Source organism: Gryllotalpicola reticulitermitis, assembly GCF_042651345.1.
GTDB classification, from domain to species: domain Bacteria; phylum Actinomycetota; class Actinomycetes; order Actinomycetales; family Microbacteriaceae; genus Gryllotalpicola; species Gryllotalpicola reticulitermitis.
Genome location: NZ_JBHSCN010000004.1, coordinates 1 through 23,207 on the forward strand (window position 1 = coordinate 1; position 23,207 = coordinate 23,207).

22 protein-coding genes are annotated in these 23,207 nt (G+C 65.2%); 10 read left to right on the forward strand and 12 right to left on the reverse strand.

The annotated features are described in order from the left end of the window. Positions 1-58 precede the first annotated feature (58 nt). Positions 59-547: a hypothetical protein gene (locus tag ACFOYW_RS06125; RefSeq protein ID WP_449267383.1), complete on the forward strand. Its 489-nt coding sequence runs from the start codon at positions 59-61 to the stop codon at positions 545-547. Beyond that, positions 442-1,365: a C-terminal binding protein gene (locus ACFOYW_RS06130; RefSeq protein ID WP_390228137.1), complete on the forward strand. Its 924-nt coding sequence runs from the start codon at positions 442-444 to the stop codon at positions 1,363-1,365. The genes ACFOYW_RS06125 and ACFOYW_RS06130 overlap by 106 nt, the downstream gene beginning before the upstream one ends. A 1,293-nt stretch (positions 1,366-2,658) precedes the next feature. On the opposite strand, the gene ACFOYW_RS06135 is transcribed toward ACFOYW_RS06130, so the two are convergent. From ACFOYW_RS06135 to ACFOYW_RS06155, 5 genes are all read right to left on the reverse strand, one after another. Continuing rightward, positions 2,659-2,922 (reverse strand): DUF3892 domain-containing protein, encoded by a 264-nt coding sequence (locus ACFOYW_RS06135; protein ID WP_390227907.1) that lies wholly within the window; start codon positions 2,920-2,922, stop codon positions 2,659-2,661. Positions 2,923-2,974: 52 nt separating this feature from the next. Continuing rightward, positions 2,975-3,514, reverse strand: a complete 540-nt coding sequence (locus ACFOYW_RS06140; RefSeq protein ID WP_390227908.1) for a PASTA domain-containing protein — start codon at positions 3,512-3,514, stop codon at positions 2,975-2,977. After that, positions 3,511-3,765, reverse strand: coding sequence for a PASTA domain-containing protein (locus ACFOYW_RS06145; protein ID WP_390227909.1), 255 nt, complete (start codon positions 3,763-3,765; stop codon positions 3,511-3,513). The genes ACFOYW_RS06140 and ACFOYW_RS06145 overlap by 4 nt, the downstream gene beginning before the upstream one ends. Before the next feature lie 397 nt (positions 3,766-4,162). After that, entirely contained in the window at positions 4,163-4,798 is a 636-nt protein-coding gene (locus ACFOYW_RS06150; RefSeq protein ID WP_390227910.1) for an NADPH-dependent F420 reductase, read from the reverse strand. Positions 4,799-4,847: 49 nt separating this feature from the next. Then, entirely contained in the window at positions 4,848-5,687 is an 840-nt protein-coding gene (locus tag ACFOYW_RS06155) for an inositol monophosphatase family protein (RefSeq protein ID WP_390227911.1), read from the reverse strand. A 121-nt stretch (positions 5,688-5,808) separates the two neighbouring features. Here ACFOYW_RS06155 and ACFOYW_RS06160 point away from each other — a divergent pair, with 121 nt between their 5' ends. After that, complete coding sequence (locus ACFOYW_RS06160) at positions 5,809-6,705, forward strand: LysR family transcriptional regulator (protein ID WP_390227913.1); 897 nt, start codon at positions 5,809-5,811, stop codon at positions 6,703-6,705. A gap of 476 nt (positions 6,706-7,181) precedes the next feature. Here the strand turns inward: ACFOYW_RS06160 and ACFOYW_RS06165 are convergent, their stop codons facing one another. The 6 genes from ACFOYW_RS06165 to ACFOYW_RS06190 form a co-directional block, all read right to left on the reverse strand. Next, positions 7,182-7,808 (reverse strand): cation transporter, encoded by a 627-nt coding sequence (locus tag ACFOYW_RS06165; protein WP_390227914.1) that lies wholly within the window; start codon positions 7,806-7,808, stop codon positions 7,182-7,184. Next, entirely contained in the window at positions 7,805-8,158 is a 354-nt protein-coding gene (cmtR, locus tag ACFOYW_RS06170) for a Cd(II)/Pb(II)-sensing metalloregulatory transcriptional regulator CmtR (RefSeq protein WP_390227915.1), read from the reverse strand. Before cmtR ends, ACFOYW_RS06165 begins: the two co-directional genes overlap by 4 nt. 51 nt (positions 8,159-8,209) lie before the next feature. Then, positions 8,210-8,938, reverse strand: coding sequence for an IS21-like element helper ATPase IstB (gene istB / locus ACFOYW_RS06175; protein ID WP_390228138.1), 729 nt, complete (start codon positions 8,936-8,938; stop codon positions 8,210-8,212). An 81-nt stretch (positions 8,939-9,019) separates the two neighbouring features. Then, positions 9,020-9,262, reverse strand: coding sequence for a hypothetical protein (locus ACFOYW_RS06180; protein WP_390228139.1), 243 nt, complete (start codon positions 9,260-9,262; stop codon positions 9,020-9,022). Beyond that, positions 9,262-10,101 carry an IS21 family transposase gene (locus ACFOYW_RS06185; RefSeq protein ID WP_390227916.1) on the reverse strand — a complete coding sequence of 280 codons (840 nt, stop codon included), beginning with the start codon at positions 10,099-10,101 and terminating at the stop codon, positions 9,262-9,264. The genes ACFOYW_RS06180 and ACFOYW_RS06185 overlap by 1 nt, the downstream gene beginning before the upstream one ends. 386 nt (positions 10,102-10,487) lie before the next feature. Continuing rightward, positions 10,488-11,519: an ROK family protein gene (locus ACFOYW_RS06190; RefSeq protein WP_390227917.1), complete on the reverse strand. Its 1,032-nt coding sequence runs from the start codon at positions 11,517-11,519 to the stop codon at positions 10,488-10,490. A 343-nt stretch (positions 11,520-11,862) separates the two neighbouring features. On the opposite strand from ACFOYW_RS06190, the gene ACFOYW_RS06195 reads away from it, so the two are divergent. The 5 genes from ACFOYW_RS06195 to ACFOYW_RS06215 all read left to right on the forward strand — a co-directional run bounded on the left by ACFOYW_RS06195 (position 11,863) and on the right by ACFOYW_RS06215 (position 18,525). Further along, on the forward strand, positions 11,863-14,082 hold the full coding sequence (locus ACFOYW_RS06195; protein ID WP_390228140.1) for an alpha-galactosidase: 2,220 nt from the start codon (positions 11,863-11,865) through the stop codon (positions 14,080-14,082). 14 nt (positions 14,083-14,096) lie between these two features. Beyond that, on the forward strand, positions 14,097-15,056 hold the full coding sequence (locus ACFOYW_RS06200) for a carbohydrate ABC transporter permease (protein WP_390227918.1): 960 nt from the start codon (positions 14,097-14,099) through the stop codon (positions 15,054-15,056). 11 nt (positions 15,057-15,067) lie between these two features. Beyond that, positions 15,068-16,003, forward strand: a complete 936-nt coding sequence (locus ACFOYW_RS06205) for a carbohydrate ABC transporter permease (RefSeq protein WP_390227919.1) — start codon at positions 15,068-15,070, stop codon at positions 16,001-16,003. A 94-nt stretch (positions 16,004-16,097) separates the two neighbouring features. After that, on the forward strand, positions 16,098-17,450 hold the full coding sequence (locus ACFOYW_RS06210) for an extracellular solute-binding protein (RefSeq protein ID WP_390227920.1): 1,353 nt from the start codon (positions 16,098-16,100) through the stop codon (positions 17,448-17,450). Between the two features lie 85 nt (positions 17,451-17,535). Then, entirely contained in the window at positions 17,536-18,525 is a 990-nt protein-coding gene (locus tag ACFOYW_RS06215) for an aldo/keto reductase (protein WP_390227921.1), read from the forward strand. Between the two features lie 382 nt (positions 18,526-18,907). Here the strand turns inward: ACFOYW_RS06215 and ACFOYW_RS06220 are convergent, their stop codons facing one another. Beyond that, entirely contained in the window at positions 18,908-19,375 is a 468-nt protein-coding gene (locus tag ACFOYW_RS06220) for a hypothetical protein (RefSeq protein WP_390227923.1), read from the reverse strand. A 694-nt stretch (positions 19,376-20,069) separates the two neighbouring features. Between ACFOYW_RS06220 and ACFOYW_RS06225 the strand changes: the two genes are divergently transcribed. Together ACFOYW_RS06225 and ACFOYW_RS06230 are read left to right on the forward strand one after the other, a co-directional pair. Beyond that, positions 20,070-21,422, forward strand: coding sequence for an RNA-binding domain-containing protein (locus ACFOYW_RS06225; RefSeq protein ID WP_390227924.1), 1,353 nt, complete (start codon positions 20,070-20,072; stop codon positions 21,420-21,422). 35 nt (positions 21,423-21,457) lie between these two features. Next, a complete protein-coding gene (locus tag ACFOYW_RS06230) occupies positions 21,458-23,041 on the forward strand; it encodes an SIR2 family protein (protein WP_390227925.1) in 1,584 nt (527 codons plus the stop codon). The last annotated feature ends 166 nt before the right edge of the window (positions 23,042-23,207 follow it).

The window sequence follows — 23,207 nt, forward strand, 5'->3', positions numbered from 1 at the left end:
ATCGTGCGCGATCGGGCCGTTCCTGCGGCTGTTCGACGAGCGGTTCACGCTCGAGGCGCTGCGAGCGGTCGAGGTGGAGCTGACGATCACCGGCGACGACGGCTTCGAACTGCACGAGGTGAGCGCGGTCGCTCAGATGAGTCGCACTTTCGAGGAGTTGGTCGAGCACGCGATCGGCGCGCACCATCGGTACCCCGACGGGTTCGTGCTGTTCACCGGCACGATGTTCGCGCCGACGCAGGATCGGGACGAGCCGGGCGGCGGCTTCACGCATCATCGAGGGGACCGGGTGACCATTGCGACGCCGAAGCTCGGGTCGCTCGTCAACGAGGTCACCACCGCGGAGGACGCGGAGGACTGGGATTTCGGCATCCGTGCCCTGATGTCNGCTGGGAGAGGACGATGGCTGACATTGTCGTTACGGATCAGGCTTTCGGCGGCGTGGATCGAGAGCGTGACGTCGCCGCGAGGTACGGATGCGACTTCGCCGAGTTTGACGCGCGCAGCGAAGAGGACGCAGTACGCGCCGTTACGGGCGCGCGCGTAGCGTTCGTCAACTTCGCTCCGATGACACGACGCGTGCTCATGAGCATGGCGCCGGGCGGACTCGTGATTCGCTACGGCATCGGCGTGGACAACGTCGACCTTGCGGCGGCGCGAGAGCTCGGCGTCTCCGTGTGCAACGTTCCGGACTACGGCGCCGACACCGTCGCCGAGCACGCGGTTACGCTTCTGCTTTCTCTTCTGCGCCGCGTTTTCCTCTATACGGACCGAATCCGCTCGGAGGGATGGATCGCGCCCGCCGATGCGGGCACCATCCGAGGGTTCGCGACGACCACCGTCGGACTCATAGGAACCGGCCGCATCGGCCGAGCGGTTGCGGCTCGGCTCGTACCCTTCGGGTTCCGCATTGTCGCTTTCGATCCGTTTGTGGAAAGAGCGCAGCTTGAAGCAATCGGTATCGCTCCAGTTCGCCTGGACCAACTACTGAGCGAATCACACGCGGTGTCGCTGCATGCGCCGCTGACCGTGGCCAATCACCACCTATTGAATGCCGAGCGGCTCGCCATGATGAGTGCCGACGCAGTCGTGGTGAATACATCGCGCGGCGGGCTCATCGACGAGAGCGCGCTGGAGACGGCCCTGGTCGAGGGGCGCCTGGCGGGAGCGGCGCTCGACGTATTCGAACGCGAGCCCCTCCCTGAAACATCCGCGCTGCGTGCGCTCCCGAACGTGCTGCTGACGCCACACGCTGCCTTCTATTCCGAGAGCTCGCTTGCAAACCTGCAAAGGCTGGCGGCGGAAGAGGCCGACCGCTATCTCATGGGACAACCTCTTCGCTGCCCTGTCACCCGCCTTGAATAACGATCGACAGTCGACGACTGAATGCCGCTTCAGTGGACAGAGCACCAACGCGGGCTCGGGCCGCGCATCCAGGCGACTCGAGCTGGGCTCGGGCTCCTCAAGGGGCGCGTCCTCCGGGGGCGGGTGCGAGCCTGCGGAGAGGGATAGGTGGCCGGAGTCGGCGCACCCGGCGATGCGGCGGTCGACGCAGCGGTGCGGTGAGTGGCGTTCAGCAGGTCGCCGCTTCTGGTAGCTCTCGAGATAGCCCTCGCCAGCGCATCCGTAGAAGGTGCCCTCGCGGCGGGTGAGCTCGATGTGGAAACGGACGACACCGGCGGTCCAGATTGCGACCGGAAACTCCGGGAAGTCCTTACCCCAGCCTGATCCGCGCGGAGAGAGCGGACGACAGCCGCCTCATCGAATGGGAGACGCCGAGAGTACCGGCTGCGACGAGCTGGTTCGACTGCACCACCGGTCCGTACTTTGTGAGGTAGGTGCTCTGCGCGGAGGGCATAAGCCATTCATTGCTGGGGACGCCGGCGTCTTTGAGGACGCGGGCAAGGACCGGGAAGCCGCTGACTTTGGTTGGATCTGCATGGCGTGAGCCAAGGCGGCCTCCAGGCTTTCGGTTGCGGCGAGTAGGCGGCCTTGTCCTGGTGGCTCTAACACGGGCCGGAGATGTGTTCTCAGTCGTTGACTGGTCGCGAAGCGCCCATCCTGCTCTATTTCGGCGGCACGGGCCCGCTCTGCCCGGGCGCGAGCTTCACGAGGTCGGCGACGAGGTCGCTGTCGCCGACCCACGCGTTGGTCAGTGACCCGTTGTCCGCCCCCTCGCATCCTGACAGGCCGATCTGGACTTGGATTGCGACCTTGTGATCCCAGATGAACGCGTCGGCGTACTTCTCTTGATCGCCAGGGCAGCTGAGTGGGCGCCTGCGGCCACGGGTAAACAGCCGCGTTGGTCTCGCGGGCGAGAATGCTTGCCGGCGCCGCGTCCAGCCGCCGCGAGGCGAGCAGATCGCCTGGCTCGACGCTCGTCATCAGAGCCCCTGTCGGCACGAACGGCACCAGCTTCGAACGGTCGCCCGCAATAAATGTGGGGCTGGGAATCACCGGCACATGGGACGGACACGGCTGCGCAAAACCGGGTGTCACGTGCACGACCGCTCGTGCCGGCGAGTTGGTTTCCCCGGTCGTCGACGTCGCCGGGCTCCCGTTGCTGCAACCAGCAAGCAGGAGCGCGACCAACGTGGCACCCGAGGCCACGGGGCCGAGGCGGAAAGGGCGATGCGGACGTACTTGCATACTTGCCCGCTATAGGCCCTGCAGGTCGAGAAGGTTGTTGCGACTGGTGTTGTCACGGTCGGTGCGTAGGTATTTGCCGTTGGGGCCGTCGATGACGCGGATCTCGGTGCGGCCGTCGCGCCAGGGTACGTAGTAGGTGTGCGCGCCGGTCTCGATGTCGCGCACCGCGTCAGCCTTGGCGCGCGGTGACCACGCGTCTGTGAAGTTGCCGATTTCGGTGATGTCGCCGCCGCTATGGTTCTTGCCGGTGCGGGTAACGGGGCGATCGCTCATCTTGTGGTTCTCCTGCTCGGGTTCTTGGGTTGCTTTCGGTAACCGGGGCGCATCAGGGCGTCCTGTCTGGTGTCGGGATGTGTGTCGGGCTGGCCGACGCCTGCGCTGTCGGTGTGCTGGTGGGAGTGGCCGATGCGTTCGAGGCGGCGTTCGGCGCGGCGGGGCTGGCGTACTGCGCGGCGGTCACGGTGATCACGGTCGCGAGCTGTGTCCGCTGTCCGGGCAGTGGGCTGACGGAGAGGACGTACCCGGTGGCGTAGAGCGTGCTGGGTGCCGGGACGGTGTGTACCGTAAATCCACCGTTGTTGAGGGTCTTCACGACGGTGGCGGAATCCTCGCCGACGAGGCCGGCGGGAATCTTCTGCCAACCAGACGCGGCGGCCACGTCGACGTAGCTCCCGGCGATCACGGATGCTTCGGCTGCCGGCTTCTGGTTGATGATCGTGCCGGGCTGCTGCGGGCCGTCTTGCGTGGTGGGGGCGCCGAGCTTGAGGCCGGCTGCGGTGAGCCGCTGTCGTGCCTGGACGAGCGTGGCCCCGGCAAGCGGCGGCACGACGGCGTGCTCGGGCCCGGCGGAGACGAGCACCGTCACGGCGCGTCCCGCGCGGTTGCTGCCGGGGCTGTGCCGATCACCTTCCCGTCGGGCACCGCGGGCGATGGGCTCTGCGTGTCGGCGGCGACGTCGAGGCCGGCGCGAGCGCGGATGTCGGCAGCTGCAACAGGTGTCAGCCCGTGCGTGTCCGGGACCGCCACGAGCGCAGTCGCCGTCGCTGGCGTCGGGCGATGCACTGCGAAACTCAGCGGACCGCCTGCGGCGACGAGCGCGGCAGCCAGAAGGAGCACGGCCGTGCGCTGCCGGTGCCGAGCCCGGTGCCGCCTGAACAGCTGCAGCTCCGAACTTCGCGCACGAGTTACCACCCCGAGCCCGGCTGGGTTTGGCGCGCCACGGCGGCGGGCGCCGGCCGGTCGCAGCGCAATGCCGTGCGCGGTAGCCATCTGCTCCCAGGCTGGCATCGCGGCCACCATGCCTCGCGATGCCGACAAGGTGAGAACGGCGACGGCGTTGACGAATCCGCCCGGAAGCTCGGCCTCGCAGTCGGCCGATCAGGGCACAGGCATCCGGGGCTCGTGGCGGCGGTCAGACCTTTTCGCGTGAGGCATTCATCCGACAGCGTGGGTCGTCTCACGGCGTCCCCACCGCCGCGGAACTGAAGTTCTTCGATTTGGCCGATGTCTCTAGTCAGGCGGCGATCGTGATCGCAAAGGGGGCGAAGCCGCGGATCTTGAGCACGTCGGCGACGAAGAGGATCATCGCCTCGGGGCCGCGGGCGGTGCGGATGTCGCCGAGGTCGAGGATCGATTCGGTGGTCCAGCCGAGGTCGCCGAGCAGGCCGATGACGGTCTCTTTGGCGTCGGCGTGATTGCCGGAGACGAACACCGTCGCGGGCGTGCTCAGGCTGTCCGGGTTGGCCATGACGGTGAACAACATGGTGTTCAGGGTCTTGACGACCTTGGTGGCGGGTAGGGCCTCCTGGAGCGTTTCGGCCAGGCTCGAGTTCGGATAGCTCAGCGTGCCAGGTAGCCCGCTCTCGCCGCGCTCGACGGCGTTGGTGACGTCGATGAGGATCTTTCCGGACAGTTCAGGACGCAGCTCGGAGAGCCACTCGAGAGAGGTCTCTCCCGGGGTCGCGTTGATCACGATCTCGGCGGCAGCGGCGGCCGCGGGGATGGTGGTGTGCACGTTCGGCGCGGTGAGCCACTCGAGGATGGGCTCCTTCCTACGGGTGCCGACGGTGATCTGGTGGCCGGAGGCGGCGAGTTTGGTGGCGAGCTGGGAGGCGACGCGGCCGGCGCCGAGGATAGCGATATGGGACACGGTGGCTGCTTTCAAGGAGTCGCAGGATGGAATGAAGGGTGAATACGGTTCACGCGGTGGGGCTGAGGACTGAGACAGCCTCGTCGTGCAGAGCCGGTGCGGTGGCCAGGAAGTCGCTGCTCTCGAGGGTCCAGGGCTGTCCGTGGATGTCGGTGATGACGCCGCCGGCCTCGCCAACGAGCAACGCTCCAGAGACCAGACCGGAGCGGACGGCGCTGTGCTGCCAGAACAAATCCATCCGTCCAGCGGCGACCTGGACCAGCTGCAAGGTCGCGGGCACGGAGACTCGCAACACGAGCGCAGCGGTCAGCATCGCCTCGGTCGACCGACCGATCTTCACAAACGTCTCGGCGGTCTCTCGTGGTGAGGCCTGGCCCGTGCCTGCCAGTGCCGCGTCCAGGCGGGTCTTCGTCGACGGGGTGATCGGCTGCCCGTTCAGGAAGGCGCCGCCGCCGAGAACTGCGGTGTAGCTGTCTCCACTCAGCGGCAGGTGGACGGCGGTGAGGACCGGCACGTTGTCGCGCACGAGGGTCGCGGTCACGCCCCACTCGGGCATGCCGTGGATGTGGTTGATGTTGCCCTCGACTGGGTCGGTGACCCACCATTCGCCGGCGTCCAGGGTGCCGCTGTCGAGTTCGTCCTCGGCCCAGCCGGCCTTTGGGTGCAGCGCCTCCAAGGCCGGGCGCATGACCGACAGCGATGCGGTGTCGTTGTCCGAGATGGCGCGGAGGACGTCGCCGCGCTCGCGGAATTCCGGCTTCGTCTCGAACCGGGCGACGAGGACGTTGCCCGCCTCGATGAGCGCCGCGACGACGCCTGGAATCAGAGCCTGGTCGTGCGCGAGACGCGGGTTAGCACCGCTGAAAAAGGTAGCGGCGGGAGCGGTCATGATGTTTCCTTTTACCGGATTCTGGCGGCTGATGTCTGCCGGTAAGACCAGTGAACGGTCAACGCGCAATAACGTCAAATGAATGATTTGCAGTCATAGTATTACCCGTGTGCAATTAGACATGAATCTGCTCGCGGCCCTCGATGTGCTCCTCGAAGAAGGCAGCGTTGGGGGCGCCGCCGGCCGTCTGCATCTGTCGCAGCCCGCGATGAGCCGCGCGCTTTCGCGCATCAGAAAGGCGACGGGGGATGAGGTCCTTGTGCGGTCTGGGCGCACCATGGTCCCCACTCCATATGCGGTGGCCGTGCGCGATGAGGTGCATCAGCTCGCCGAACAAGTGCGTGCCGTGTTGTCTCCTGCGCGCGAGCTACGGCTGGCGGAGCTCGATGTCACCTTCACGCTGCAATGCCATGACGCCATCACCGCCGCGCTCTCTCCGCGGCTCCTGCGCCGTGTGCGCTCGGAGGCACCTGGAGTCCGACTGCGGTTCCTTGCCGAAGCCAGCATCGACGATAGCGGCTTGCGTACTGGGCGCACCGACCTTGAGATCGGTTCCGGCGCCACAACAACCGCTGACATCGAATCGCACATCATCAGCAGCGGCCGCTTGATCGTCGCCATGCGAGCTGATCACCGCCTGACGCGCGCCGCCTTGACCGCAAAGCGCTACGCCGGGGTTGAGCATGTCACGGTCTCCCGTCGCGGCCGCTTCTCGGACCCCATCGATGACGCCCTTGCAGAGCTCGGACTCACGAGAACGGTCGTGGCGACTGCGCCCACCAGCACTGCCGCTCTCCGTATCGTCCAAGGTGGTGATTGTGTCGCCGCCGTTCCGGAGGGGATTTGTCAGCCGGACATCGATGCCTTCGGCCTCGTCGCGACCCCGTTGCCGCTTGATATCCCCGGTGTGCCGATGGTCATGAGCTGGCACATCCGCAACGGGGGAGACACGGCTCACCGCTGGCTACGCCGAATTGTCCGCGACGAGCTTGGAATTAGCTCCGGAATCATTCGCTAGCCGCGGAGAGCTCGGGACCTTTTTCCATAGAGCGATACGGACGAGCGGGTAAGTCGGGTGCCCAGCCGGTGGCGATCGACTCTCGGAGGTCGTCGGTGGTGAGGTCTACGAGCCGCTTTGAGGCGCGTATTCGTTCAGCTGTTCCGCTGCCTGGGGGTTAGGAAAGCGCCTGCACGTGTGGGCGGCCGTCCCGTACGTCATCGGCGACCTGCACGGCGATCGCTATGCGGTAGGGGAGCGCGCCGGTCCTCACACGTCAGATGCCCAAATAGCACGACCAGACCGTTCAGCACGTCCGTTCCTGGAGCATTGTGGAACGGATCGGTGAGCTTAGGGCAAACCGCATCGTTGTTGGAAGCCGCTGCCCCGAGAGGTGGCGAGTAGCCGCGTTCGTTAGGACTGCACCTCGGAGACTCGATGAGGCGGGCGCGGTGTCAATGCCGAGTGAAAACTGACGCCGGTGTGGGCTGGGGATCTCAGTCCTCGTCCTCGACGAGTTCGCCTTGCCAGGCTTCGCGGCCTTCGCGGAGGGCGAAGGCGGCGATGACGAATCCGGCGATGGGGTCGACCCAGGCCAGGCCCCAGATGCTGAAGGCGATCAGGGCGATGAGGGTGGAGATCGACAGAAGTGTGCATACACGGGTCTCGGCGGCGTCGGCGAGGATCAGCCGGTTGCCGAGTCGGCGCCCGATGCGCATCTTCACGGCGGCCAGTGCTGGCATGACGATGATCGACAGGATCAGGACGATGATGGAGCCGGTCGAGGTTTCTGGCCGCTCGCCGACGCTCAGGTCATGGATGCCGACGATGACGGCATAGGCCGCCAGGGCGTAGAAGGTCAGGGCGACGATGCGCAAGGTGCGCTTCTCGGCTCGTTCGTTCGGCTGCCCGCCGCGCAGCCGGGCCGCCAGCCGCAGCCCGACGAGGATCGCGGCCGGAGACTCGATGCCGGAATCGAACCCGAACCCGATCACCGAGACAAGACCGGCGAGGACCCCGAAGAGGATCGAGGCGATGCCCTCGGCCATGTTGTACGCGACGGTGAACTGCGCCGGGCCGAGCGCCCGGCGGGTGGGAACCGTCTCCTCTTCCGCGATGGTCACGCGGCCGGCCCCTCGCAGCACACCGGGAGATCCAGCTCATCCTCGTGCCCCTCGCCGTCATCCACAGCCAGCTCCACGCCCAGCAGAGTGCGCAGCGCCGCGGCCAAGTCGGAGTCCGCAAGCTCGTACCGGGTGGAGCGGCCCTCGGGTACGGCCACCACGATGCCGCAGCCCCGCAGGCAGCCCAGGTGGTTGGACACGTTAGATCGCGTCAGGCCGAGATCCTCGGCCAGCTGCCTGGGATACCCGGGACCGTCAAGCAGCTCGAGCACGATGCGAGAGCGGGTGCGGTCGGCCATCGCGCGGCCGAGACGGTGCATGGTGTCAAGACGATCCGCAATGGTCAGCATGCACTGACCATACAGCGGGCTGCTGACGTAACGGAGGGGAGTGACGGCGCCCTACTCGGCGGCGCGGTTGTCCTTCGCGAGCAGTTCCCGGCGGGCGAGGGTTCGGTAAGAGTCTCCGGTGAGGGTGAGGACTCCGGCGTGGTGCACGAGCCGGTCGATCATCGCGGCGGCCAGGACGTCATCGGAGAACGTCTCGCCCCACCTGCCGAAGGGGAGGTTCGAGGTGACCATCATCGAGCCCTGTTCGTAGCGGCCGGCGACGAGCTGGAAGAACTGGTTCTCTGCGTCCTGATCGAAGGGGATATAGCCGACCTCGTCGATAATGATGAGCTCGTAGCGATGGATCTTCTTCAGTTCCGCGTCCAGCTGTCCGGCATGGTGGGCGGCGGTGAGGCGGCTGATCCAGTTGTTCGCGGTATCGAACAGCACGGAGTAGCCGGCTTGGGCGGCTTTCACGCCGAGGCCGTTCGCGAGGCACGTTTTGCCGATGCCGGGAGGGCGGAGGAGGAGCACATTCTTCGCCTTGGGCGCGAAGGTGCCGGTAGCCAGATGGGCGAGCACGTCGCGGCGCGGCGACGGGAGGTGCTCGAGGTTGAAGTCCTCGAGGGTCTTCAGGGCCGCGACGTGCGCGGTCCTGATCCGCGTGGTCGTGCCCGCGCTCTCGCGCTCTGCGAGCTGGCGCTGCAGGACGGCGGCAACGGTGCTACTCCTCGTGGGACCAGTTCTCGCCTCTGGCGTGCTCGGCGAGGTCTTTCCACACCCGCCCGATGGTGGGCATATGCAGCACCCGGGTCACGTAGGCTAGCTGGGAAGCGAGCCCATCAGCGGGTTTCGTCTTCGTCGCGGTGGCCGTGGTCCTGGTCAGGCTCCTTCTTGCTCGTGGGTGTGGAAGGTGACGCTGAACAGGGCGGCGTAGTCGTTCACGGCACGCAACTGTACCGGGTGCCCATCGGCGTGATGCCGGAATGAAGCGAGGTGCTTCTGCTGCTGGAAGAATCGGTGCAGCCCGCGCGCCGTCGCGACATGGAACGGGTCCGCGATCGTCTGAGGGGCCACCCACGACCGGGCGTGCTCGCCGATGACCTCCCCGTCGCAGCGCAGCATCACCTCGGTGGGCGAGGCGGTCGCACCGACGAAGCGGCCGATGAATCCGGGTCGGCCGAGTAGTTGTTCCCGTCGATGCGCAAGTAGTGGGCCCCGGCCAGACGGATGCGGTGCGTGATCCCGATCGGCGGTGCGATCGGCGGCAACCGGATCATCGCCTGGCGGTCCTGCTCGAACAGCTCGCGGGGCTTCGCGCCGAGGGACCGCACCCGGCGGCTGTTGGCCCGCGGCAGCCAAGCCGCAAGCTGGGCGTTGAAGTCCTCCGGCGAGGCGAACACACGCCCCGGGAGCAACGAGGTCTCGAGGTACTGGTTCGCGCGCTCGGCGACGCTGTTTAACTCCGGGTCCCGCGCCGGCTCGAGCTTCAAACTCGTGCCCAGCGCCCCGGTGCATGCAGCCGCCGCCGTCGTGGGTCTGCCCGTGCCGCTGGTCGCGGCCTCCCGATCCCCCACGAGCGTGCGCGAGACGCGCCCGTTCGCATCGATCAGCTGCCACATCCCGGAGGCAAGATCCCCGTCCTGCCGGGACGGCAACGTCACCGCGTTGATCACCCGGGAATACGCCAGCACCATCAGGAACACAGGCAGGGTGCGCCCTTGCCCGGCACAGACCGGGATCTTCACCGCCGGGAACCGCAGGTCGCACTGGATCGTCTGACCCGGCTGGAAGACGAGCCGGTCGGGCGGATCGACGCCCCGGTATCCCTGGCGCAACTCTGCGACCTCCGTGCGCAGAATCGAGCCCGAATGCGTCCATCCGATCCGCTCGGCGATCAGCCAGGCCGGCAGCCACGGGTATGCGGCAAGCAATGCCTGGAGCTGCGGCTCAGCTTCATCCACGAGCCTCGGCCGTGGTAGCCGCTCGAACTTCAGCGGTGCGGACGACCGCAACGCCACCCGCACCGTGTTCCTCGAGAGCCCGAGACAGCGAGCGATCTTCTTGATCGGAAGACGCTCAGAACCATGCAACCGACGGATCTACGCCCAGTCCCCGCCCGGATCACTCTCCAAGAAACACCAAAAGGGGGTCAGATTACCCTCGGCACCTGGGGGCCAGTTGTCGCGAAGCAGCGACACGCGTCATCCGCGGTCGCGCGTCGAGCTCCTATGCCTAGGCTTGAATGCATTAAACGGCGTGACCGGCTCGCCTGCCTCAGGCGGGATGGATCTGATGTCGATTTCGCGCCGGGGCGCCTGGCGAGGCACGAGGGATCTTTGCCCCAGAGTCATTGACTATGACCAGCCGAGAGTTGGGCTGTTCCTATCATCTTGGGGCCCGTCTCAGTGAGCATCGAGCGGATCGCTAGCGCTGCGGCTGACCGAGCCCACTCGTCGAAGTCGAACGGCTGTACTTCCAGATCGATGTAGGCCGGGTCGTCCTCATAGACGCGGGCGATCCCTTCTCGTACTTGACGCGTGGCGATGTTGTACAGGGGAAGCCCCTCACCGGTGACTAGGATCTTCTGGGGGTCGTTCATATTCGCGACGGTTCCGATGATCACGCCAAGTGCCGTGCCTGCGTCGGCAACGACGCGTACGGCGGCGGGCTCGCCGGCATGAGCGCGCTCGAGCGCCGTGCGGTATCCGTCGCGCGTATCGGGGAGGCCCAAGGCGCCGACGATGGATTCGTTGACGAGGTAGCTAGCGGCGCAGCCTCGGTGCCCGAGTCCGCATAACGGTCCGCCCGCGTCGACGGGCAGGTGGCTGACGCGGCCGGGAATGCCATGGGCCCCTTCGACGAGTCGCCCGTTGGATATGACGCCGCATCCGATTCCTGCTCCCACGGTGAGCAGGACCATGGAGTCGAGGCCTGGTCTGCTTCCGAAGAGGTGCTCGGCTGAGGTAAGGGCTTGAACGTCATTGTCGGCGAAAGAGGGAAGTCCGGTAGCTGCCGTCACGAGTTCGGTGAGTGGCACCGCATTCCACCCGAGAAAAGCCGACTCCATGACGGTCAGCGGGGCTGGCACCTTGCGAATCACGCCCGCCAGCGACAGGCCGATGGCGGTAAGGGCAGGCAGTTCGGCGGAGAACTCGGCGGCCACAGCGGCGATCTGCGACACGACGTCGTCGACATCGTGCGAGCGAAGAGGAACCTCTTTCGTTTTGACGACGTCTGCACGCAGATCAGTACCAGAGGCGTATAGCGCGTCTCCGGTGAGCTTGACGCCGAGGAAGTGATGGCCTCCGCTGGCGATGCGCAGCATTTCGGATGGGCGCCCCATGTTTGAGCGACGCTCTGTCGTGCCCTCGACCAGCATCCTGGCCTCCATGAGGGTCCGCGTGATCCGGGTGAGGCTCGGGCGCGAAAGGCCAAGCTCAGCCGCGATCTCAGCACGCGAGATCGCCCCACCGACGAGAACGGACAGAAGGACGTTCCGCTCAGCAGGTGACAGCTCAGGCCATTCCTCAGAGGCTGTGAAGGGGGCGCGCGCCGTTGTTGTCACGAGCAGGAGATTACACGAGCGAGTGGCCGCAAAAGTTGATTCACGAAACTATTACCACTCATCGGGCGGCCGATGGGCGGCTGAGCACAGCGACTTCATCGTGTTCATCTGCACTTGACAGCGGACTAGATTTCATGGCAAAACTATCAACGTGACGATGACGTTAAATCGCTTCTCCTCCGAATCTGCCGGAGAGGCCTCCCCGTCGTTCGCTTATCTGGATGCGAACGGAACAGCGCTGCTGTTGGATCTGCGCACGGACCGGATTCCGAGCGTGGTTCATTGGGGCCGGAGCCTGGGCGCGAACGTCGATCTTCGCTTGATGGAAGAGATCGCCACGGCCGCGCTCCCGCCGCTGGTCACCAACAGCCTTGACCACCCGGAGCCAGTGGGGATCGTTCCAGAGCACGCGCGTGGCTGGGCGGGGGAACCCGGCCTGGTTGGTCATCGCCACGGGGGGACTGGCTTTGCGCCGCTGTTCTCGGTATCCGACGTTGAGTGCGATATCGAGCCCGGCCGCGGCGGCGAGGTGCGGCTCGGTGCCGTCGACGCGGAAACTCAGCTGAGGATCGAGCTGGTCGTGCGGATGTCTCCGTCCGGCGTTGTTCGAGTCACTGCGTCGCTGCGCAATGAGGGAGATGCCGACTACACGCTCGACGCGCTGCGTTTGACGCTGCCGGTTCCGTCGACGGCGCTGGAGCTCCTCGACTTCAGCGGCCGTCACCTGCGCGAGCGCGCGCCGCAGCGCCACCCGTTCGTCATCGGCACCCACGCACGTGCCGGGCGGCGCGGTCGAACCGGTGCCGATGCCTCCCTGCTGCTTATTGCTGGACAGCCAAGATTTGGTTTCGAGACCGGTGAAGTGTGGGGCGTCCATACCGCCTGGAGCGGGAATCACCTGAGCTTCGCCGAACGCGACAGCGCCGGGATCAGCGTGCTCGGCGGTGGAGAGATCCTTGGCCCGGGAGAGATCACGCTGGCCCCCGGCGCGGCGTACACGGCGCCGCAACTGGTCGCTTCGTATGGGAACGGGCTGAACGAGCTCTCCGCGCGCATCCACGATGAGCTGCGCGCCAGGCCGAGCCACCCGCGCTCACCACGCCCTGTCGCCCTCAACACCTGGGAGGCGGTCTATTTTGATCACCGGCTGGACAAACTAATCGAGCTTGCCGACCGGGCGGCTGCCATCGGCATTGAGCGATACATCCTTGACGACGGCTGGTTCGAGGGCCGCCGCGACGACTCTGCTGGCCTCGGCGACTGGTACGTCGACGAGCGTGTCTGGCCCCGGGGTCTGCACCCGTTGGTCGACCACGTCCGTGACCTCAACATGCAGTTCGGGCTCTGGTTCGAGCCGGAGATGATCAGCATCAACTCCAAGCTGGCACGTTCCCATCCCGAATGGATCATGGCCGCCGGCAAGCGGCTCCCTCCCGAAGGGCGCCATCAGCAGGTCCTCGATCTGGGGAACCCGGACGCCTTCGCCTACATCTTCGAGCGTATGAGCTCGCTGATCGAGGAGTACCAGATCGACTACATCAAATGGGACCACAACCGCGATCTGGTCGATGCCGGCCACCGCACGCAGGGCACTCCTGCTGTCCACGATCAGACGCTCGCGGTGTATCGGCTGATCGACGAGCTCAAAGCCCATCATCCGGGCCTGGAGATCGAGTCATGTTCCTCCGGGGGCGCCCGCGCCGACCTAGGGATCCTCGAGCGCACCGAGCGGATCTGGGGCAGCGACTCGATCGACGCGCTCGAGCGGCAGAGCATCCAGCGTTGGACCGGGTTGCTGCTGCCGCCGGAGATGATCGGCTCCCACATCGGCGCACCGAGCGCGCACACCTCCGGCCGCCGCCACGATCTCTCCTTCCGCGCGGGCACGGCACTGTTCGGCCACTTGGGCGTCGAATGGGACATCACCACAGCGACTCCGCAGGATCTGGAGGAGCTAGGCGAGTGGGTGGCGTTCTACAAGGCGAACCGCAACCTGCTCCACACCGGCCGTGTCGTGCGCGGCGACCATCCGGATCCCTCCCATTGGCTGCACGGGGTGGTCGCGGCCGACGGCTCGCACGCGTTGTACGCCTTTGTCGCCTTGCGTACGGGCGACTTCGCGCCGCCGGGAGCAGTCCGCCTGCCGGGACTGGACCCGGAAGCCGCCTACCGGGTGACGCCCGTGAATCTGGGCGAAGCAGGTGCCCGCCACGGATTCACGGCGAATCCGGCCTGGTACCGCACCGGCATCACGATGACCGGCAATGCCCTCGCCGTCGTCGGCGTTCAAGCGGGTGAGTTGTCCCCGGAGCACCTGCAACTATTCACGGCCACTCAGGTCGAGGACCCCACCACCGCTCCTACGCAGGCGCAGTAACGGAAGGTACGTCGATGACGACGAACATTGCTCCACCCACGGCCGGTCTGGTCCGGACCGAAGACGCGAGCCTGAAATCCGCAGGCAACGCCTCTCGAGGAAAGCGCCCCCGCAGTGACTGGCGCTGGGCCCTGCTGTTCATCTTCCCCAGCGCCGTCGGTTTCATCGCCTTCTACGCGTGGCCCCTGATCCGCGGCATCTACCTGAGTTTCACGTCGTACAACATCCTTCAACCACCACAATGGATCGGCCTCCAGAACTACAAGGACCTCGCCAGCGACGGCACCTTCTGGAACTCGCTGCTGGTCACCATCGAGTACGTCGTGGTCAACATCGGCACGCAGACGATCCTCGCGCTCGTCATCGCCGTGATCATGGAGCGTCTGACGCGCTCCTTGTTCATCCGCATCGCGCTGGTGTTCCCGTGGCTCGTGCCGAACGTCGCGATCGGCATCCTCAGCCTGTTCATGCTCGACCGCACCGTCGGCATCGTCAACCACGCCCTCACCACCGTGCACTTGCCGCCGCAGGATTTCTACCAGGATCCCCACTGGGCGATTATCACCGTCGCGCTCGTGAACACCTGGCGCAATGTCGGCTACACCGCCCTGCTGCTCTTCGCCGGCATTCAGCTCATCCCTAGGGGCCTCTACGAGGCCGCATCCCTGGATGGGGCCTCTGAGTGGGCGCTGTTCCGGCGCATCACGATGCCGCTGCTGCGCCCGATCCTCGCGCTCGTTCTCACCGTCTCGATGATCGGGTCGTTCCAGATCTTCGACACCGTCTCGGTCGTCTATACCCAACAGCCAATCCCGGCCGCGTACGTCCTTTACTACTACGTCTATCAAGCAGCGTTCAGCGAGGGACGGATGGGCTACGCGTCAGCGATCGCCGTCGTCCTGCTGATAATCACCGCTGTTCTGACCTTCGTACAGCTACGGCTGCTGCGGGCGTCCGAATCCGATCTCGCCTAGGAGCCACCGCCATGAGTACCGCATTGCGCTCACCGCTGCCCGCCGCGGGCGCCAGTAAGAAGCCTCGGGCCCGCCCCGGCCGCATCGTCGCGTGGATCTTCCTCGGTGTCATTCTCTTCGTGTCCATCTTCCCGTTCTGGTGGATGGTGAAGGAGGCCCTCACCCACAACTCGGCGATCTTCACCGACTTCGGGCTATGGCCCAAACACCCGACGCTGATCAACTTCATCCGCATCCTGGGGCTCGCCACTCCGGCGCAGAACCATGCGGAAGCACCCGGCAGCCTGCAGACGCTGAATCTCGTGCCCGACTTCATCCACTCGGTGATCTTCACGGTGATCGTGGCCGTGTGCCAGGTGGTCTTCAACTCCATGTCGGCCTATGCCTTCTCCCGGCTGAAATGGCGCGGCCGCAACCTCGTCTTCGGTATCTTCCTGGCTGGCCTGCTAATGCCTCCGATCTTCGCGATCCTGCCGAACTTCGTCACGGTCAAGGAATTCGGCTGGATCAACACCTGGCCGGGGCTCCTGGCCCCGTACCTGCTGATGCAGCCGTTCGCGATCTTCTTCCTGCGACAGTTCTTCCTGAGCATCCCGACCGAGGTCGAGGAGGCCGCCGAGCTGGATGGCCTGTCCAAATGGGGGATCTACTGGCGCGTGACGGTGCCGCTCAGCATCGCCCCGATCAGCACGCTGCTGATCATCCAAGCCGTCGGCGCCTGGAACGAATACCTGTGGCCGCTGCTGGTGGGGACTAACGGGAACACGACAGTCCTCACCGCCGCCCTCGGCAACCTCGTGCAGAACTCCAGCAGCTCCGCCGCGGCCCCCGACTGGTCGGGATTCATGGCCGCTGCGACCCTCACGGTCATCCCGCTCGTGGTCTTCATGGCCCTGTTTGGCAAGCGCTTGGTGAACAACCTGTCGCTGTCCAGCGCCGGCAAGTGACCTTCACGCTTCCGGGCGCCTGTCGACCGGAATCCCTCGCCCGTCGCGGTGCGCCGGACGATCCCCACCCCAACGAAGAGGCGGAATCAATCCCATGAAACGAAACACAGCATTGCTGGTCGCGGCCACCGCCGTGACAGCAGCACTCGCCCTGACTGGATGCACCGGCGGCGGCTCGGGCACGAGCTCCAGCGGCGGCAGCAAGAACCTCACCGCGGTCCTGTGGGACCCGACCCAGCTGCCCGTCTACGAGAAATGCGCCGCTGAGTTCAAGGACAAGACCGGCATTTCGGTGAAGTACACCCAGGTGTCCTGGAACAACTACTGGCAGAAGCTCACCACCGAGCTTTCGGCCGGCACTGCGCCGGACATCTTCACCGACCATGTCAACTACTTCGCGCAGTACGAGCAGACCGGCCAGTTGGCCGACCTGACCCCGTACTTCAAGAAGGACGGCTACAAGGTCGATGACAGCGTGGCCTCCAATAAGCTGTGGAATGTCGATGGCAAGCAATACGCCGTTTCGCAGGACCAGGATGTCGAGGGCCTGCTCTACAACACCGCCGACATCCCGTCTGACACCTCAGCGGCGAGCCTGTCGCAGCTGACCTGGAACCCCACCGACGGCGGCACGTTCCAGAAGATGATCGAGCACCTCACCGTCGACGACAACGGCGTGCGTGGCGACCAGCCCGGCTTCGACAAGAACCACGTCAAGACCTACGGCTTCTCCGTCGAAGGCGCGGACGCCACCGGCCAGACCTCCTGGTCCCCGTTCATCCTCAGCACCGGCTGGTACTACACCAACAAGAATCCCTTCGGCACCAAGGCCAACTACGACGACCCGGTAGTGGCGCAGACCTGGGACTGGTTGCAGAAGATGTTCGCCGACGGCTACATTCTCCCTGTCTCCCGCGTCAGCTCGCTGGGCGAGCAGCCGGTCCTCGACCAGAACCTCGCGGCGATCATGATGCAGGGCTCGTGGGAGGCCGCCCAGCGCGTCCCCAGCTACGACAAGGCGCAGAAGTTCGCCTGGGCGCAGCTTCCCAGCGGCCCGGTCGGTCACCCGGTGAGCATCACGAACTCCATCGGCCCGTCGGTGACCGCCAGCAGCAAGAACAAGGCCAACGCCGCGAAGTACGTCGAGTTCGTCACCTCCTCGGACTGCGCGAACATCGTCGCGAAGTCCGGTGTGGAGATCCCCGTCGATCCGACCGCTGCGAAGACCGCGCTGGCAACCCTCCAGTCGCAGGGCGTGGACACGACCCACTGGCAGCAGATGTTCGACAACCCCAGCTGGCTGAAGCTCTTCCCCATCACGAAGAACGCCAGCCAGATCACCGCCATCGGCAACGCCACCTTCGCGAACACCCTCGCCACCGGTCAAGGCAACCCGAAGACCGTGCTGAAGCAGTTCAACGACAAAGTCAACGCACTGATCAAGTAGTAACGGATGCCGTTCTGGAGGCGGGGCTTGTGCCGCCCCGCCTCCAGCCACATCCCCGCAACGCAGACACCAACGGAGAGACCACATGACCTTTGAAGCGCGCGACGACCGGTACGACACCATGCACTACCGGCGAGCCGGGGCGAGCGGACTGCAACTCCCCGCGCTGTCGCTGGGGCTATGGCAGAACTTCGGAACGTCCCGCCCGTTCGACGTCCAGCGCGCGATTGTCCTACGCGCCTTCGACCTTGGCATCACCCATTTCGATCTCGCCAACAACTACGGGCCGCCTCCGGGGTCCGCCGAAGAGAGCTTCGGACGCATCCTCGCTACCGACCTGCGCTCTTACCGGGACGAGATCATCATCTCCACGAAGGCCGGCTACACCATGTGGCCCGGCCCCTACGGCGACTGGGGATCCCGCAAGTACCTCACTGCCTCGCTCGACCAGAGCCTGCGCCGGCTCGGCACCGACTACGTCGATGTCTTTTACCATCACCGCCCGGACCCCTCGTCTCCGATCGGGGAGACCGCCGGGGCCCTCGTCTCAGCCATAGCCCGCGGCAAATCGCTCTACACTGGCATCTCCAACTACGACCCCGAACAGACCCGCGCCGCGCACGCCGCCCTCGCGAGCCTCGGGGCACCTCCGGTGCTGCACCAGCCGTCCTACTCGATGCTCAACCGGACCATCGAGCACGGCCTGTCCGAGGTGCTGGAAGAGCTGCGGATCGGCGGCATCGTCTTCTCACCTCTCGCACAAGGCCTGCTCACCGACCGCTACCTGAGCGGCAGCGCCCCGCAGGGATCCCGCGCGACTTCCAGCCCCTTCCTGCACGAAACGGACATCGACGAGGACTACCTCCGCCGCGCACGCGCGCTCAACGACCTCGCCGCCGCCCGCGGCCAGACTCTCGCCCAGCTCGCGCTGGCCTGGGCACTGCGCCGGCCGGTCATCACCTCGGCGATCATCGGCGCCAGCTCCGTCTCCCAGCTCGAGCAGAACGTCGCCGCCCTGACCGCAGCGCCCCTCACCACGAACGAGCTGACGACAATCGACATCCTCCTCGAATAAGCCATGCCGACATGGCCGCCCGGATCGGCCTCATCGGGACCGGGTGGCGTGCGTCGGTATTCGCGTAGGTCACGGGTGCATTGCCGGAACGATTCGAGGTCATCGAAGGGCTGGGACCCCAGCTCAACAAAAGCATCCGGATTCCGGTTCGGCGTATGCGCCGACATCGATATAGCGCGCTCCCTCGCTGCAGGCCCGTTCGATTTCGTCGTTCTGTGCGTGTCCCACTGCCGCCACACCAGCATTGGTGGGAAAGTTCGTTCCCACACGATTCCCTCTCTTCATGAAGACTCCCTTGCCGCGGTCTTGGCTCTCTGGCCGCGCTCTTCACCGAGCTGCCAGCTGACGCACCGTCCAAAGATTGATCCACTGGCGCCAGCCGCTACCCGCCGAAAGGCAGGCGAAAACGCTCGCGACCGAGGGCGTCTTCGTCGCGGACAGCTCGCGACATTAGAGCCGAATGTCGCTGCCCTGAACTCACCAAATGCTGCTTCGGCGGCAGAGAAGCGAAGGTGCCGCGTGACCCGGCCGCCCTTCGTACCTGAGCACCTCGACGGTTCGGCGTCCAGACGCTGGACGCCGTATACGCCCACAGGCTATCGAGTGAATAATTCAGCGGGAGCGGGACATCGAGTTCCTTGGCGAAAAACACGGACGGGAACTTCAGGATCTCGTTCGCCCGACGCAGCTCGGCGTTCTCCTTCTTCAGCCGCTTGATCTCCTCGGCCGCGTCGGGCGTGACCCCGGCCCGCTGGCCGCCATCGATCTCTTCCTGCCGTTGCCACAGCGTTTCCGGATGAGTCCGGGTGCTCCGGCCGCGCCTCCGCGAGCATCCGCAACGCACGCTCACGCATCCCCGGCTAGTACTTTCTATTCATCGAATCCGTCCTTGCTTCAAGAACGGAACGAAACCCAGGCCGAATCAGTCGTGCGGCCCGACTGTTAGCGCCGGGTTCTTCTGTCAGACATGGACCGAGCACACGCTCGGCAGGCGTCACCAGGTACGAGAAGGCGCGGTTGAAGCTGTTTCGAACGAAACGGCTCGCCGGCGGGTCGAAATTCGGCACCCCCGGACGTTATCGCTGATGTCCGATGCGCGGGCGGCTGCCTCCGGGGGACAACCGTCGCCGTCCACGCAGGAGGCGAGTAGAGCCTTCGATCCAGCAATCACAGAGTCGGCAACTCGCTCTACACAAGTCGCTCTATACAAGGTCGAGAACGACGTAGTAGGCGCGCTCAACCCGCCCGTAGTCGACCAATCATCGGTGCGACCACACAGAGGCACGTCGGTTCTTCAATCGCCGTGGTCAACCTCGGCCGCGTTGTCGAAGATGTCGCCCTGCGCGACAGGCAACACCGCGGCCCGGGCTATTCGAGCGCCGGTCGAGCTTGGGCACAGCGTGAACGAACGTGATGGCTTGGGAGTGCGAAGTCCTGCCAGCACCGCTCGAGCCGAGCCCGTCAAATTCGCTCTGTGGGCTGCACAGTCCGCCGAACCGCGTCCGAACTTACCGATGTCGGACGCGGGTGGCACGATTCGTGGCGTGGCTCTTAACATCGACCCCGCTAAGGCGCTTCGTACCCCACGGCAGCGTGAGGAGTTGGTGCGTGCAGTGCTCGCAGCGAATCCGAAGGAGGAGTCTCGACACGTCGAGTGGAAGACGGATCTCGGGGAACTCACCACGACGCACGCCAGCTTCGTCGCGGCTCGCGCGATCCTGGGCATGGCAAACAGGTCACTCAGTGTCGCGCGCACGGCATTCGAAGGCGGCGGCTACTTGGTTCTCGGAGCGGAACCCGAGAACCTCACTGGTCAGGTCATGCCTGATCCAGCCAACTTGGTTCCCGCTATAGAGCGCTACGTCGGTCGGACCGTTGAGTGGGACCCGCACCGCGTCACGGTCGATGGCACGGACGTGGTCGTGATATCCGTCGAACCGCCGCGGGCGGGGGATCGCATCCGTACCTTACAGAGGGCGTATCAGGGTAGCGATGGCAAACAGGTCGAGGACGGCACGGTCTTCGTCCGATACCCGGGACGAACCGATCGAGCGCGCAAGGAAGACATTGAAGCCCTGCAAGACCGTCTGGTTCTGGGCACTGCCGCGCCCGAGATCGAGCTTGACGTTTCTTGGGCAAGCGGAGAGCCACGCGCATTCTGCGTGGATACCGGCCCTGAGGCGATCGAGCAGTGGACCGCCAGTACGGGGCACGAACTTAAAGCCAGTGTCCCGACGGTTTCCGCCTACAACTTCGGCAACACGGGCGTCACGAGAGGCGCCGTCGACAAATACAAGGCCAAGATCGCGGAGTACCTCGAAGACACGCCACAACACCTTCCCGCAATTGTTCGCCGGTGGCTCGTTCAGGGCGCGCTCGAAGGAGCGAGCTGGGCATGGGTGTTGTCGGCGCGCAATCCGACTGAAGCCTCGATTGCAGGGATCTCGATTCGGATCAAGTTGCCCGTGGGTCTCGAGGCATATTCGCTGCCGCCGCAAGCGCCCACGATCAAGAGGCCCGAATTCGAACCCGACTCACTGATCTCGAGCATGATGTTGGCTGGTGTGCCGTACCAGCTCCCACACGACAACAGCGTCGATGTTCTCGCGTCGCTAAACTCCGATGTCTCGGTCGAGCAACGCACGGATGGGTGGGAGATTCTGTATGAACGCGGCAGGCTCCACGCGGGGCGCCTGACGGAGTTCGAGCCGGTGGTGTTCGTCACTGCAGAGCCGGAAGGCACCGAATTTGAGCTCGAGATCGACGTTGCGGCTTCGAGCGCGACCGGCCACAAGCAAGAAAGGGTCACAGTGACGGCTGTAGGCGGTGCAATTTCGCCTCTCCTGGTCGTGCCCGCTCGCCAACGCACGGTGGGCGAGGGCCGCGTCGACCAGTGAGGACGGCAATCGCGCTTACAGACATGCGAGGAGGCATGCTGGGGCATGTGAATCCTCGTCGCGTTGCTGTCCTGCTGGGGGCTGGTGCATCCGCCGATGCCGGCATTCCTCTCACTAGTGAATTGGCGGAGAAGGTCGTCGGGGCTGCAAACGCGGAGGCGGGTGTCGCTCAGCCGTGGGTTCGCGCGCTCAACTTTGTCTACGGGGCGATGGTCGGGTATCAAGCGGAGGCTGGTGGAAACCCTCTCGGTGCCGTCAATATTGAGCGGCTGATCTCCGCTGTCCGATTGCTGCAGGCGCGGGACACCCATGAGGCCGCTCCCTTCGTTGCGGCATGGAAAGACGGGGCGTTCGCGTTCGGGTCCACCCCTTACGACGCACTAATCGATCGGCGGGTTACCGCGGCGATTAGCAACTCTCATCTGCGCGTCGGCAACCACGCATTGATTGAGGCCATCAGCGCAGTCGCACGGCGCGCCGTGCACCCGGACTCAGCGCCGATTTTTAGACAAGTCGAGCGGCACGTGTTGCAAGGAATCCGCACAGCACTATGCGCACCCAGCCGTGTGGATTACCTCGAACCCTTGCTTCAGCTCGCGCGCGAACAGGACGGCGGACTGGATGTCGTCACTCTCAACTACGACCTCCTCGTTGAGACGCTTGCGGCCGACGCCGACGACGTGTCGGTCGATACGGGGATCGCGCGCTGGCGTCCGGGACAGCGACTTACGTTCGACCCCGCTCCAGGCAAGGTCAATCTCCTGAAATTGCACGGCAGCCTCAGCTGGGCAAACGACCATTCCGAAAGTTCAGAATGGAGCGTCAACGCCCCGGTCATCCGCGAAGTACCTGATGGCGTGCAATCGGACGGGAGTGGCTCCTCATCGCGGGAACAGAAACTGCCGTGGATCGTGGTGGGCGACAGAGAGAAACTATCCACCGACGGCCCGACTCTCGCCCTTCTCCGCGCTGCAGAGGACGTACTGGATCGCGCAAGTCATCTGGTGATCGTGGGCTATTCATTCGGGGATAGGCACATCAATTCGATGATTCGTGACTGGATGCTTGCGTCTGAATCGCGCACGATGACCGTGCTGGATCTGTATTGGCCAGATCGCAAGGGCGTCCCCGATGCGCGATCAGAGTTTCTCGAGCAATACCTCGAGCGCGTCGGCGGACGCCAACAGAAGCGCACTCCGAGGATATTGCCCTTGCGGGGCACCGCTCGTGACCGCCTGGCCGCTGCCCTATCAGCGGTTCCTGAGCCAGACCCCGAGCCGTATGTCGATGTGCAGATGACGGGACGCTGGCCAGACATCATTCTCAAATTAACCAACCTTGGACCAGAACTCGAGATGGTGACAGTGAACGGCGCGTTGCCGGGGGCGAGGCGCAGCGGCAATCTCAGCATCTACACGAGCGCCGAGGAGCGCACGGCAGACACGCAGCCCAAAGCGCTGGCGTCGGGCGCACGCCTCAGTGGGCTCGTTCCCGGCGAGCCGCGATACGTATATCCGTGGTTTCCAAGGGGCGAGCGAGAAGTGATGTTCAACATTGGAGGTCACTCGCTCACGGGAGATCGGTTGTGGACCTTCAGCTTTCAGGTCGAAGGGGCCTGAGTCGGCTCGGCTTCCAGCTCCGCCTCGCCCGCTGCGCTGGCATATCGCAACCATCAGCCGCCCCGGCGTCTGTCTATTTTCTGTCCATGCGGCCCGCAGAGCCATGCGCTCCGACGCGTTGTCCGCACACTTGAGCACAGCCGCAACGCGTGCATCTGCGAAGCTC